Origin of the sequence: Haloarcula sp. Atlit-120R (genome assembly GCF_003665885.1) — an archaeon.
GTDB classification, from domain to species: Archaea; Halobacteriota; Halobacteria; order Halobacteriales; family Haloarculaceae; genus Haloarcula; species Haloarcula taiwanensis.
The window spans coordinates 283,672-296,070 of the sequence record NZ_QPLN01000001.1; the positions used below are offsets into that span (position 1 = coordinate 283,672).

Below are 12,399 nucleotides of genomic sequence, written 5' to 3' on the forward strand. Positions count from 1 at the left end.
TGACCCAGGGAGCGCCCGACTCCCCTGTGCGAGGTTCGACCGGGCGATAGGATTCTACGACCATGACTGACAAGAACGCAGAGCGCGGCGAGAAGCGCGGCGTCCTCTCGACCGGTCGAGCCAAGAGCCTGGACAAGACGAAGGATGCCGACGCTGACGCCGAAGACGACGATGATGAGGGCTGACCCGTGCCACCTGTGAGAAAGGCCGGCGGGGACGCCTTCCGCAAAGAGGTAGAGTTCGTCACGAAGGACGACGACGAGCAGGTCGCCGCCGGGATCGTGATGGTGCCGGACAAGGCGGACCTGCAGCACGACTTCGCCCGAGAGGAAACCATCCAGGCGTTCGCCGACGAGTTCGGCGCGCTCATGGAGTCGGGCAGCGCCGACGGCGGCATCATGCACGCCGCATGGCCGTCAGAGTGGATGTCCCTCGAACGGAACGAGGTCCTCGACGAGCCGGAAGACATCGGCGGCCAGACCGTCGACGCTGGCGCGTGGGTGCAGGAGTGGCAGTTCGATGATGCCGGTACCTGGGGGCTCGTCGAAGACGGCGTCTACGGCGGCTACTCCATCGGCGCAAAGGGCGTCGAGTGGGGTGGGCCGTACCTTATCGGTGAGGACGACGCCGTGGACGACGTCGACGTGCCCGACCAGCTCCCCGACGACGCGATGGTCTGGGAGCTGACCGACGGCATCATCCGCGAGGTGTCGGCGGTAGACATCCCGGCCGTCCCCGATGCGGAGATCCTCGAGACGAAAGCCGACGCCGAGAAGCGGCTCGCCGAGCATCTCGGTGACCGCGACGCCTTCATCGAGGAGGCGATGGAACGCGGTCACTCGGAGGACGACGCCGAGCGGATGTGGGACAACCTGACTCGTGCGCTCGAAGAGGAGGGCGCCGGCGACCCTGGCAAGCAGTCGATGTTCGCGAAGGCTGGCAGGGCGTTCCTCTCGGCACTCACTGGGGACGACTCGTCGAAAGCACGGTCGTCCGACACCGACCGCGACCAGGCCCGCAAAGAGGGCCAAACGCTCTCGAAGCGCAACCGTGAGTCCATCATGGCGTCCATTGACGCCGGGCTCGATGTCCTCGAGGACGCCGGCGTCGGCCACGAGATGACGCGGTTTACCGACCAGGACGACGTCGACTTCGACCTCTCGGAGCACGACGCCCGTGCCTGGTCGTTCGACGAAGAGGATGAAGACGACGGAGACGACGGCGATGACCAGGACGACAAGCACGCCGCCGGCGGCGACACGCCGGCCGATGATGGCAGCACGACCGCTGCCGACGACATGTCTGACGACACTGACACTGACAACAGCGGCAAGTCTCTCGCCGAGCAGAACGCCGAACAAATCAACGAACTGACTGACGCCGTCAAGAGCCTCACCGAGGCCGTCGACGGCGATGATGGCGGCGAGCCGGACGCCGACAAGACAGCCGAGGTCGAACTTCCCAGTGGGGAGGTCGTCGAGGTCTCGAAGAGCGAGGTCGACGGCTGGTTCGAAGACGACGGCGGCACTGAGAAGAACGCCGGCAGCGAGGAGGTCACGAAGGCCGACATCGAAGCGCTCCACGCGCGCCTCGACTCGATCTCCCGCGAGGCCCCTGGCAGCCAGCAGCTCGACCGCGGCTCCAGCGAGGGCGACGACGGCGACCGACTGAGCGACCTGGGCAAGGCCCTTTCCTGAGGTGACTACAGATGAGTACTAACACCATCGACGCAGTTCGCACGCAGAATCAAGTCGCCGGCGGCGTCGACAAGGATGTCGACCTCGCCACGCTGGACAACTTCCAGCTCCCGCGCGACGTTACCGAAGACTTCCTCGAACGGGCCCAGAAGGAGGTGCAGGTGCTGGAGATGGCCGACACGATGGTCCTCGAGCGCCTGGAGATGGACGTCCCGATGTTCGGCGTCCCGCAGCTGTCCGGATCGACCCGGGCCGAAGAAGGAACCCGAACATCCAACTCTGCAAACTCTGACGGAGACGTCGCCTTCAACGCGACCGACCAGCAGTACTACATTCTGGTCGAGCCGACCCGCGACGCGCTAAAGAACACCCACTACGGTCCCGACCAGTTCGGTGACTACATCGTCGACCAGTTCATCCAGCGCTGGTTCAACGATGTCGGCCTCATCGGGATCCGGGCCAACGCCGACTCGGGCAACCTGCAGTCCATCGGCGGCGCCGCAGCGCTGGACTCTACTTGGAACGGGTGGATCGCCATCGCAGAGGGCGAAGACACGGCATCGGATCGGATGGGTCTGGAGAACACGGCAGCTGGCGATGTCGACACCATGCCGTCGGTCGACATGGCTGGCAGCTCTGTCGACACGAAGATGTTCAACGACACGATCCAGACGCTGGACTCGCGCTACCGCGATCCGGACAACTTCGTGTTCCTGACGTCGCCGGACGTCGTTCAGGAGTACGTCTTCTCCCTGACCGAGCGTGAGGACCCACTGGGCTCGGCTGTCATCTTCGGCGACTCCGACATCACGCCATTCTCGTACGACGTCGTCGGCGTCAACGGCTGGCCCGACAGCTACGCGATGCTCACCGACCCCGACAACCTGGCGTTCGGTGTGTTCGAAGAGATGGAGCTCGACCAGACCACGGACACGGACAAGGTCCACGAGAACCGACTCCACTCGCGCAACTGGCTGGAAGGGCAGTTCGACTTCCAGATCAAGCAGCTCCAGGCTGGCGTCCTCGTCGAAAACATCGCCTGAGGTAGCCACATGTCTACTACCAACAACCGCGTCCGAGAACACTACGAGGGGGATGATCCCTACGCGGAGACGAACAGTCCAGGCAACGGCGCAGCGACGGCCGTCAGCGAGGATGCTCGCCAACATGTCGTCAACCCCGACGGCACCAACACTGTCGACCTCGACGCCGCGGCTCGCGAAGGTCACGTCGTGACGATCGTCCACAACGGCGGTGCCAACACACCGACAGTGGCGTTCGACGACGCCGACTTCGTGGGGACCGGGCCGGCGAACATGACGTCCGCCGGCGCGACCGCCACGGTCCGCAACGTCGACGGAACAACCAGCGGCTGGGTCGTCGAAGCGACCGGGAGTGCCTGACTATGCCGACGGTTGAGAAAACCGAGGGCGGCCGGGTCACTGTCCGAGGTATCGGTGAGTTCGGCCTCGGTGATCAGGCCGAAGTTAGCGAGGACGACGCCGCCTACCTCTGTGACGAACGCGGCGACTTCGAGCGCATCGACGACGTCGCTGCGGAGGATGAGACAGGCGGTGATGATGTCCATCAGGAGGACGGGCCACCTGACCCGGACGATCTCGAAGACGATGCCGAGAGCGGGACGCTCCCGTTCAACCCCGCGGACCTCACCAACGACGAAGTCGCTGATCGCGCCGCCGACATCGACGATCCCGCCACGCTGCGAGCGCTGCTGAACCTCGAAGAGGAACAGAAGGACCGCTCTGGCGCAACGGACGCCATCGAAGAGCGCCTCGGCGAACTGGAGGGCTGATAGATGCCGACGTGGTACGACAGCGCGACAATCGCCGACTCGGAAACGTTCGGGGCCGACGAGACAAAAACGGCCAACGTCTCGCAGTACCACACGCCGGCGGTCTGTGTGTCGCTGGAGTCGCTTGACGGCAGTGCCGACGACACGATCACCATCGCGATCACCGGCTCGGTCGGCACGTACGAGGTCGACGAACGGACGCTGTCGGCGGCAGGCAGCTACGTCGTCGACGTCCCGCAGGCCGAGAGCGTTGAGCTGACCAGTGCGAACGGGACGACGATCAGCGCCGAAGCGCGGAACAATCCGAGGTAACACATGGCCGACGTAGGGTACTGCACGACTGAGGACCTCCGGCGAGCGCTGCGCAAGGCCAACCTTCCCGGCGACGTCAATCAGGATCCACAGATCGCCGTCGACGCCATCGTGTCACGGACCGATTGGCTGGAGAAGACATACAGCCGGCACTGGTACGAACCCGACGGCATCACTGAGGCATCCGATGTCGACATTCCGATGTCGGCGAACACGCGGGATGACGAAGAGGACATCGCCACCCACGCCGGCATGGTCCACGGGGCCAGCGAAAACGAGCGCCACCGAACGCGCAAGAACAGTGATGCGCTCCTCGAGGCTGGCCCACGCCACGAGCGCCGGCGGAAGCACTATCAGGACCCGAAAGAGGAGATCCGCATCGCCTTCGGGCGGCCCGAATCATTGGAGCCGCCCGTCGACGACACGGTCCCGGCGTACACGCGCATCACGCTCGCCCGGAAGGACGTCCAGGCGATCAACACGCTGTCGGTCGTCAACGAGCAGGGTGGCTACGACGACTGGGTCGCCAACAACGACTACTCCGGCGGCGTGGGGAACCAGCACCGCGGCGAAGACTACTGGGCCCGCGTCAACAACGGCGGCGTCTCGGAGCTCTATCTGGACGTTCACGCGATGGACGACGACATCCCGTCGTTCTCCAACGCCGTTTACATCGACTTCGACTACGGGCACGAGGGCCTCCCGCGAAACGTGCGCCGCGCCGTCGCGAACTGGGCGGCCGCCGACCTCGTCGAGGAGGCCGTCGTGGAGATCCCGCAGAACGCGACGGTCTACGGTGTCGATACGAAGGCTGAAGAACTGGAACGGAAAGCCGAGGAGCTGATGGAGGTGTACGAGTGACGTGGCCGACGCCGACGTCTCGATCACCATCGAGTTCGACCTGGAGTTCGAGACCGACCCCGTCGGTGCGACGCTCGACATCGCGGTTCCGAGCGCGCCATCCGACGATGCCCGTCAGGCTCTGCTTGACAACGTCGAACGAACGATGGTTGGCTCGAGGCAGAACCTCGTGTTCCAGAGCGTGCAGCGTGTCCACGGCCGACTGGAGCGATACGCCAGCCGAGTGGGCGACTACAAGGTTGAGTCGCTCATCGAGAGCTTCGCCGGCGTCGACTACCAGCGCACCCGGACGTCCATCCACGTCGAGTGGTCCTGGGCCCATGAGGCCTTCCGCTTCATGGAGTTCGGGACATCGGACCACACCGTCGAAGGCGATCCGCTGCTGGTCTTTGAATTTGACTCCGGCGAGTATCCGTTCCTCGAAGACATGTTCGGCGACGGGCCGGCGTTCCTCCCCGAGGTCGAGGTCTCGGGCCTGCCGGAGGCTCGTGCAGTGCGTGACTCGCTCAACTGGCTCCGCCGGGAGGTCGGACAGTGAGCGCTGACGTCGACTGGGTCCTAGACCAGCTGGCCAGCGTCGTCGACAGCGTTGCGACGGACTACTCCATCACGAACCAGGACGGCACGACCTCCGATGTGGTCATCAAGCGCGTCGACCGCGACGATGCCCAGACCTACGAAGGCTCGCAGTCGGTCGACATGACGGCGCCGATCACCGAGCGCACTGGGGAACTGCGCACGGGCTGTTTCATCGGGGCGACGCAAGCGGCTGGGGCCGAGGAACCCATCGGCACGGAGTACGACCTCGATATCGAGCACGTCGTCGGCCTGCGGGTCGAAGGCCTGCACGAGAGTCAGTTCGGCCACGTCGACCCCGCCGGCGATGATGGCGTTCCGTTCGACGAGCTCAAGCATCGCCTCCGGATGGCGCTGTACGACGGGCGCGAGTACCCCAGCGCCGGCCGGTCGAACGTCTCGTTTACCCATCTGCAGTTGACGAACCCGGCCCCGCAGTCCGACGACTGGCAGCACTACTTCCGCTGGGACGTCGACGTCGTCTTTGACGGCTTCGAGGACCTCTCCTAACCCCTTCTTTTCGAGTGATAGATATGATACACACACACCGAGACGAGGCCACGTTCAGGCCCGTCACTGACGGAGGTATCGAGTAATGCCGGGTGCGGGTAGCGGCAACCTGGCGTTCGGCAAAGAAACATCGTTCATGGAGAGTCTCGCTGATGAGGACAACGACGGCAACCCAGACTACTGGCACTTCGGCCGAAATCCCTCGTTGACCGAGCTCTCGCTGGACAACCAACTTCAGCGGATGCGAGACGCGGGCGTCGTCGAGAACGTTGAATCCGTCAAACAGGCCTTCGAGGGCGCGGTCGGCGTTGAGGCAACCATCTCTTCGGACACGTTCGACGACGTGGAGGACATCGTCTTCAACGACGCGGGGACCTCGTTCACGAGCGGCCAGGCGGCCTCGTCCCGTATCTACGCCGGCGTCGACTACGTCGGCGGGACTGCCGAGCGGGAGCTGATTGGCTGTATCCCAACGGAGTTCACCCCGATCAACTACACCGAGGGTGGGTTGCTGACGTTCAGTATCTCGTTCCTCTACGCTGACGAAAACAAGTCTGCGTCGATAACGCCGTCGAACGTGAACTCGGTCAGCAACGCCACGTCGGCACCAGACCACGCTCTCACGCTGGATATCGACGGTGTCACGGTCACTCAACTGCAGTCAGCACAGCTCTCTATCAGTAGTATCGCCCGCTTCATCCGCGGCGCTGCAGGGCCGGCGCCCGTCGACGCTGTCATTGCGGCACCAGAATCGACTGTGGAGACATCGGCTGTCTTCGGCTCCGACTCTCCGTCACGCCTGGAGCTGGCTTACGGGTCGGCCGACGCGACCTCGCCCGAGGATCTCGTCGGTGGTGTCTCGGCGACGCTAGACGTCACGGTCAACGGGACTCAGGTCTCGACGTACAACCTCACGGTGACGCCGGCGTCGGGATCCTGGGAGAACGTCATCAGCACAGAAAACACGGAACAGAGCCTCACGTGGAACGTCGACGGCGGGGTGAGTGTTGCATAAATGCCTCTCCAAACTGATACCTACGACCTCAACGACGAAGCCGAGCGCCTCAAGGAGGAGTGTCGCGAGACGGCTGAGAAACTCGCGCCCCTGGACGCCGAGAACCCAGCGGCGCCACGGCTGCAGCGGCGTGGGAACCAACTCCAGTCCCAGCTGGACGGCGTCCGCTGGGCCCGATCGGAGTGGGACGTCGACGCGGTCACCCTTGGTGGGCTCACCGGCGGCGAATACGGTCACGTCGAGGACGAACTCCCAGCCGCTGGGGGGCCCGGTGCTCGGCGTGTCTACTACGTCGCGAAGGGGACCGTCGACGCGCCGTATCTCGACGATGACATGGACTTCGATGCTTGCATCGCAGCGGCGTCAGGCCTACCCATTGGCTACCTGCGTTGGGCCGAGGCCCGCATCGACGAACTCTCCAGTGTGACTGAGGGAAACGAACCGCGCTTCGCCGACTGGCTCGCGGACGCACGGAAGGAGCAATCGACCGACGAGTAGTCCTGCAATATGCTCGTGCTATCGCGATGCACCGCGGACTCGATCCGCGTGTCGTCGACGAGCTGCCGTGGCGGGACATCGACGCGTACCTGACCGTGCACGATCTGCTTGAAGCCCGCTCTACACTGGGCGGCATCCCGGACTAACCCATGAATGAGTTCACAACTGAAGCCGATCTGCTGATCAGCGATGTCGACGGAGCCAGAGCGGCGATCGAGGACGACCTCGGGACACTCTCTGTCGACGTTGAGACCAACCAGCCGATGAGCGCTGGCGGGGACGGCGGCCCGTCGTCGCTACTATCTCAGGGTGCGACGGTTGGCGCCGTCGATGTCCTGGACGACCAGCTCGAAGTTCTCGAGGACATCCACGACGAACTCGAAAAGCTTGGACAGTCGGCGGCCCTCGCTGGCAGCGGTGGTGGAGATGAGATCTCCGGATTCATCGGCTCACTTACTGGTATTGCAGCCTCACGATTACCGTCTCTGAGTACTCTCGGAGGAAGTGGTGCAGCGGCTGCAGGAGGTGGAACAGGAACGCTATTGGGAGGCGGCGCTGCAGGTATCGGGTTGGGTTTAGGAGGTGTTCGTGGTCTCCAGAAGGCAGGTGTGACACAGGAGATTCGAGGCACTGGACAAGACGTCCAGTCACAGATCGGGAGTGACGAAACACAACTCGCCGCGGCTGGAATCTCACAGCTGTTACCGGGTTCCGTGGAGAATACGGCTGCAGTCGGCGGTGCAGCACTCGGCCTTGCCCAGGGCGATGTCGATAGAGCTAAGCAAGACTCCTCGCAGGCTGTGAAAACTGTCTCTATTGACTCCAGTGATCTCGATGCGCTGAACAGTGCACTCGGTGAGCCAGAGTGGCTCTCGACGCTGTCGGACCCGTCTATTTCAGAGCCGACTTGGTTGACGGCGTTGTCCAATCCGACGATCTCCGAACCGGCGTGGCTGTCTGAGTTTGCGAACCCCGAGTTCAACATCGAAGAACCGGCATGGGTAAGCAACTTTGGTGGCAGTGACATCGGACTCACTCTTGAAGTCCCTGCACCAGACCTCAACTTTTCGACAGGGAACATCCGTAGTGAGTTGGACTCTGAACTAGAGGCCTTCAAGAGAGAAGTTGTCGACGAAGCGGTGCGCGAAGTCCAGTCCGTGTTCTCTGGGCTGGGCTGACGGTCCTCACATTCCATTTAATACATGACATTACACAAAGCAATACTCACTGTAGAGGCAGATGTCGACGGCGACGGCACCTTCGAGACCGGCAAGTTCCACATGGCTGGCAACATCGAGATTGTCCCGTCGCTACGCACCGGTTTCGTGCTGGACAATCGTGGCTCGACTATCAACTCGGTAGTCAGCTCCACTGTCGGCTCAGGAGAGTCAAAGCGCAAGGGTATCTACCTCGACCTCGGGGGTGGTGTGCGATCGGTCGAGGTATCCTTCAACGGCTGGGAAGGGTCTTCAGAACAGTGGGGCGATACTGGCGATGGCGGCCCGACCAAGGCAGATGCGACAGGTGAGGACCCCCTCACACAGCTCGAAGTACTGTTTCAGTACCTGAGTGTTGCCGAGATCGACTCGCGAAACCCCTCCACGCTTGAGTACGGCGAGCATTATTCAGACGGACTCTACGACCCACTCGATGTCGTTCTCGAAAGCCCGCAAGGGACGCGAACAGCGGAGAACGGGTCGACGTTCACCGGGACGCTCACGTTCCTCAGTGTCCAGGCGATCAGCGACGTCGTCGACGGCGCCAACAGGACAGGATAACCCATGCCAGATCGATTACTCCACGCACTCAACGTTCCCAGCGACGCCCAGCAGGAATCCGGATCGACGCGACAGCGAAAACTATCGAAGCAGGGTATCCTGCAAAGCGACGTCTCGTCGACGGAGACGATCTCTTCACAGCCCGGTCGGCAAACGATTGCAGGACAGGTTCGTGGCCGACTCGCACCACTCATCGCTGCGGAACTCGAAGAACTGTTCAACGCCTCCGGTGTCGACGTTGTTCCGTACACGCTCTGCGAGGGCGACAGTACCACTGACGGCTACTACTCTCCGGAGAATATCAATGAAGACTTCGCAGATGCTCGCGATGACCGTATCCAGGACTTCGACGGCACACTCACACCGAAGGGCACTCGGCGATCACACTGGCGGGCTGTCCGCACTAATCCCCAAACTGAGGACAACCCGTTCGGGACAGCATCCACCCCAGAGATAGGTCTGTCAATCCGTGCTCGCAAGGTACGCTGGTTTGACGATGTCGGAGGGGCCGTCGTCGACGCAACGCCGCAGCGACGGGTCGAGGGCGAGCACGATTACCTCGGTATCTACGATGCCAGTGACCCGGCGTTTGACAGACCTGTGCTCATCTACGACATACCCTACGCTGAGGAATACCGTACAGATTGTACGATCTGGGATACATACAACCGACCGAAGATCTACAAAGAGTCGGGTGATGGGGCTACGGTTGGGTCAGCCACGGTTGGGTCGGCCACGGTCTCAGGATACGATGTCTACGTGGCCAGTCAATGGCAGCGAGTCTACGTCACAGACCACGACTGGGTCGGCGACATGGTCCTGGAGACAGATCGGCTACGGCTCGTGATCGACCAGCCCGAGGATGTTCTCCGTGCGTATCGCTGGTCGCCGGCAAATGGACAGTATGTGATCGTCCAGCTGGGTAACTCACCGTGGCGGCTCTGGGATATCGATCTCACGCACGTCGGTCTCGCTCGCATCGAAGCTCAGATGGAGTTTGAGGACCTCAACACTGGCGACCGGCACAACCTCAATGCGACGCTCGTTCGGGGCCTTGATGACGTCGTTTTCACGGTCCCGACAAACAGCACCAGCCCGCCACAAGGGCTTATCGACCGGCTTGATCCTATCGCCGACGACTCTGAGAGGGTTATACAGGCAACAGGAGATGTGATTAAGCGGACGGAGGTGGACCGGTGACTGTCCCCGCAACTGGCTTCTACGTCGAGGTGGACAATCCAAACACGGGCCACACCTGGGTCGCAGACCCGCTTGACGATGCCGAGTGGCTACCAGCCCTGAACGCGAAACCGGAGGTGCGCATCCCGGTCCCGCCAAAAGACCGGTGGCTTGCAGCCGACTTCGAGGGCGTCGAACCCACGATGCGGGTCTGGCTCGACGGGCAACGGCTCCCGATCGACGAATTGCGGAAGGTCGAGCCAGGCAATTCGGAGGTAGTGCTGGTCGGTGAGGGTGGCAAAGAATTGGACAAACCCATCTCACGCGAGGTCGATCAGGAAGAGGCGTGGCTCGAGGCCCGCGACACGATCCAGACCGAGACCTCGTACGCCACGAACTTCGATGACCCGGCGACGACCTCCGAAGAAATCCTGTTACAGGACATCGCGACGGAGAGCGAGTTCGAAACCGTCCTGTCCCAGCAGGCCACTGATGCTTATCAGATCGTCAACGGCGGCGTCGAACCACATCAGACCTGTTTCACTACGGAAGGAGAGGACTCGGACAGTAGCAGTTCGCCAACAACCAGATCCAGTGACGCCTATAGTGGTGGGAGTGCCGCCACGTTCGGGTCATCTGGTCAGACCAGGACCTGGAACTTCACCACCCAGTATGATATCGACCCAGCCGACTTTGATATCGCGATCCGGTGGGCGTCAAACGGTGGGTCATTCGATGCAGCGGACGTTGAATGGTCCGTCGACGGCGACGTTGTGTCACGATACAGTCCGGGGAACGACACTGCCGATGACCCACGGTGGGAAACCGGGATAATCGCTGCAGACTCTCTTGATGGTGGCCTTGGTTCGACACTGTCTGCTGGCTCGCATAGCCTGACAGCCGAGGTGGTCGATACTGGCACTGATGACTTTGTTGTTGACGTCGTTGCCCCGCTGGATACGCGTTTTAATTACACATTCGACAACACACTCGATGCCTCGGGCGGGGCGCTCGACGGGCCGCAGTTCTACCCAGACGGCCCGGCGGTGGATTTCGCCGACGCAGAGACGGTGCGGAACGTTGTTGGTGGTCGTGCCACCACCTCCTTCACCAGTGTCGACGATGGGCAGCAACTCGCAGTATCGAACGATCGTGGGAAAAACTACAACACAGTGAGTAACACGGAAACAATCGACAAGTCCTTCGCCGAAGCCGGCGCGTCGCTGCGCTTGCAGGCCACGCTCGGACGGACTGGGTCCCAATCGACCACGCCGAAGACCGGGGTTGAACCACAGCGCATCGACAGCTACGAGCTGTATGCGACGGTCGAGAACAGTCCGGTGCTGGAGAATCGCCGAACAGAAGCGACCGTCGGCGAGTGGCTCCAGGCGATTGCAGACTATGCCGACTCTCTATACGAGCTCACCTATGATGAGTCGGTCCCCGGCATCCGTGTCGAGTGGACACGGTCCGGTCAGCGGACAGGGACATCAGATGACGCCATTGTCGACTACAATATCGAGAAGGATCTGCGAGTGTACAAGAAGGCGACCGTTCGAGGCTCGGCCCAATCCAGAGCCGGTGAGCAGATCACAGCCAACCACGGGACTGCTGTTGATCTTGATGAGGACGAACTCGTCACGGCCAAGGAGTCTGTCCGGGCTGCGTCGGATGGCACGCTGTACGAGAATAAAGTCGACTACTCAGTTGATTACAAGATCGGCTCGATTACGACGCTGTCTGATGGAAACATCGTAGACGGGCAGTCCATCATTGTCGACTATCTCTACGAGCCGGTCGGCACGTACGAAGCCTCCAACTACGACCCGTCAACGGATCGAGCACTGCCGTCGAAGAAGATCAACAGTGTCACGACACAACGACAGGCCGATCAGGCGGCGCTCGTACTCCAGCAGAATCTTGATACGCCACTCGTGGAGGCAACGGTCACGCTTTCCCGAGCGGACGCACAGCGGTCGCTAATTGAGGCTGTGCAATTGTCGGACCTGCCGACGGATGAGCAATTAGAGACACAGTCCGTCGAGAACAGTCCTGAGAAAGTTGTGTTACAGTTGGGGTCACGGGATCAGATCGAGGAGGTCATACGGAATCTTGAGCAACGGCTGGGTGCGACCGAGCAGCGAACCTAATCTTACTGCG

The 12,399-nt window shown here is 62.0% G+C and carries 15 protein-coding genes; all 15 read left to right on the top strand.

From position 1 onward, the window contains the following. Positions 1-62: 62 nt before the first annotated feature. The 15 genes from DVK01_RS22765 to DVK01_RS01545 all read left to right on the top strand — a co-directional run bounded on the left by DVK01_RS22765 (position 63) and on the right by DVK01_RS01545 (position 12,389). Positions 63-185 (top strand): hypothetical protein, encoded by a 123-nt coding sequence (locus DVK01_RS22765; RefSeq protein WP_255410193.1) that lies wholly within the window; start codon positions 63-65, stop codon positions 183-185. Between the two features lie 3 nt (positions 186-188). Continuing rightward, positions 189-1,697: an XkdF-like putative serine protease domain-containing protein gene (locus DVK01_RS01485; RefSeq protein WP_121535147.1), complete on the top strand. Its 1,509-nt coding sequence runs from the start codon at positions 189-191 to the stop codon at positions 1,695-1,697. Positions 1,698-1,708: 11 nt separating this feature from the next. Further along, positions 1,709-2,740, top strand: a complete 1,032-nt coding sequence (locus DVK01_RS01490) for a hypothetical protein (protein ID WP_121535148.1) — start codon at positions 1,709-1,711, stop codon at positions 2,738-2,740. 9 nt (positions 2,741-2,749) lie between these two features. Continuing rightward, complete coding sequence (locus tag DVK01_RS01495) at positions 2,750-3,100, top strand: hypothetical protein (RefSeq protein WP_121535149.1); 351 nt, start codon at positions 2,750-2,752, stop codon at positions 3,098-3,100. A 2-nt stretch (positions 3,101-3,102) separates the two neighbouring features. Continuing rightward, on the top strand, positions 3,103-3,510 hold the full coding sequence (locus DVK01_RS21580) for a hypothetical protein (RefSeq protein ID WP_147435155.1): 408 nt from the start codon (positions 3,103-3,105) through the stop codon (positions 3,508-3,510). A 3-nt stretch (positions 3,511-3,513) separates the two neighbouring features. Continuing rightward, entirely contained in the window at positions 3,514-3,822 is a 309-nt protein-coding gene (locus tag DVK01_RS01500) for a hypothetical protein (RefSeq protein ID WP_121535150.1), read from the top strand. Between the two features lie 3 nt (positions 3,823-3,825). Further along, positions 3,826-4,683, top strand: coding sequence for a hypothetical protein (locus DVK01_RS01505; protein WP_121535151.1), 858 nt, complete (start codon positions 3,826-3,828; stop codon positions 4,681-4,683). Position 4,684: 1 nt separating this feature from the next. Further along, entirely contained in the window at positions 4,685-5,221 is a 537-nt protein-coding gene (locus DVK01_RS01510; protein WP_121535152.1) for a hypothetical protein, read from the top strand. Beyond that, positions 5,218-5,769 (top strand): hypothetical protein, encoded by a 552-nt coding sequence (locus tag DVK01_RS01515; RefSeq protein ID WP_121535153.1) that lies wholly within the window; start codon positions 5,218-5,220, stop codon positions 5,767-5,769. The genes DVK01_RS01510 and DVK01_RS01515 overlap by 4 nt, the downstream gene beginning before the upstream one ends. An 85-nt stretch (positions 5,770-5,854) precedes the next feature. Further along, complete coding sequence (locus DVK01_RS01520) at positions 5,855-6,784, top strand: phage tail tube protein (protein WP_121535154.1); 930 nt, start codon at positions 5,855-5,857, stop codon at positions 6,782-6,784. Further along, positions 6,785-7,282, top strand: coding sequence for a hypothetical protein (locus DVK01_RS01525; RefSeq protein ID WP_121535155.1), 498 nt, complete (start codon positions 6,785-6,787; stop codon positions 7,280-7,282). It abuts the gene before it with no gap. 149 nt (positions 7,283-7,431) lie between these two features. Continuing rightward, positions 7,432-8,460, top strand: a complete 1,029-nt coding sequence (locus DVK01_RS01530) for a hypothetical protein (protein WP_121535156.1) — start codon at positions 7,432-7,434, stop codon at positions 8,458-8,460. A 24-nt stretch (positions 8,461-8,484) separates the two neighbouring features. Further along, positions 8,485-9,060, top strand: a complete 576-nt coding sequence (locus DVK01_RS01535; protein WP_121535157.1) for a hypothetical protein — start codon at positions 8,485-8,487, stop codon at positions 9,058-9,060. A 3-nt stretch (positions 9,061-9,063) separates the two neighbouring features. After that, positions 9,064-10,260 carry a hypothetical protein gene (locus DVK01_RS01540; protein ID WP_121535158.1) on the top strand — a complete coding sequence of 399 codons (1,197 nt, stop codon included), beginning with the start codon at positions 9,064-9,066 and terminating at the stop codon, positions 10,258-10,260. Then, on the top strand, positions 10,257-12,389 hold the full coding sequence (locus DVK01_RS01545; RefSeq protein ID WP_121535159.1) for a hypothetical protein: 2,133 nt from the start codon (positions 10,257-10,259) through the stop codon (positions 12,387-12,389). Before DVK01_RS01540 ends, DVK01_RS01545 begins: the two co-directional genes overlap by 4 nt. The last annotated feature ends 10 nt before the right edge of the window (positions 12,390-12,399 follow it).

Coding starts and splice junctions, on each gene's coding strand:
- DVK01_RS01495 (WP_121535149.1), top strand. CDS start 2,750: ATGTCTACTACCAACAACCGCGTCCGAGAACACTACGAGGGGGATGAT.
- DVK01_RS01535 (WP_121535157.1), top strand. CDS start 8,485: ATGACATTACACAAAGCAATACTCACTGTAGAGGCAGATGTCGACGGC.
- DVK01_RS01525 (WP_121535155.1), top strand. CDS start 6,785: ATGCCTCTCCAAACTGATACCTACGACCTCAACGACGAAGCCGAGCGC.
- DVK01_RS01500 (WP_121535150.1), top strand. CDS start 3,514: ATGCCGACGTGGTACGACAGCGCGACAATCGCCGACTCGGAAACGTTC.
- DVK01_RS01505 (WP_121535151.1), top strand. CDS start 3,826: ATGGCCGACGTAGGGTACTGCACGACTGAGGACCTCCGGCGAGCGCTG.
- DVK01_RS01530 (WP_121535156.1), top strand. CDS start 7,432: ATGAATGAGTTCACAACTGAAGCCGATCTGCTGATCAGCGATGTCGAC.
- DVK01_RS01540 (WP_121535158.1), top strand. CDS start 9,064: ATGCCAGATCGATTACTCCACGCACTCAACGTTCCCAGCGACGCCCAG.
- DVK01_RS21580 (WP_147435155.1), top strand. CDS start 3,103: ATGCCGACGGTTGAGAAAACCGAGGGCGGCCGGGTCACTGTCCGAGGT.
- DVK01_RS01490 (WP_121535148.1), top strand. CDS start 1,709: ATGAGTACTAACACCATCGACGCAGTTCGCACGCAGAATCAAGTCGCC.
- DVK01_RS01520 (WP_121535154.1), top strand. CDS start 5,855: ATGCCGGGTGCGGGTAGCGGCAACCTGGCGTTCGGCAAAGAAACATCG.
- DVK01_RS22765 (WP_255410193.1), top strand. CDS start 63: ATGACTGACAAGAACGCAGAGCGCGGCGAGAAGCGCGGCGTCCTCTCG.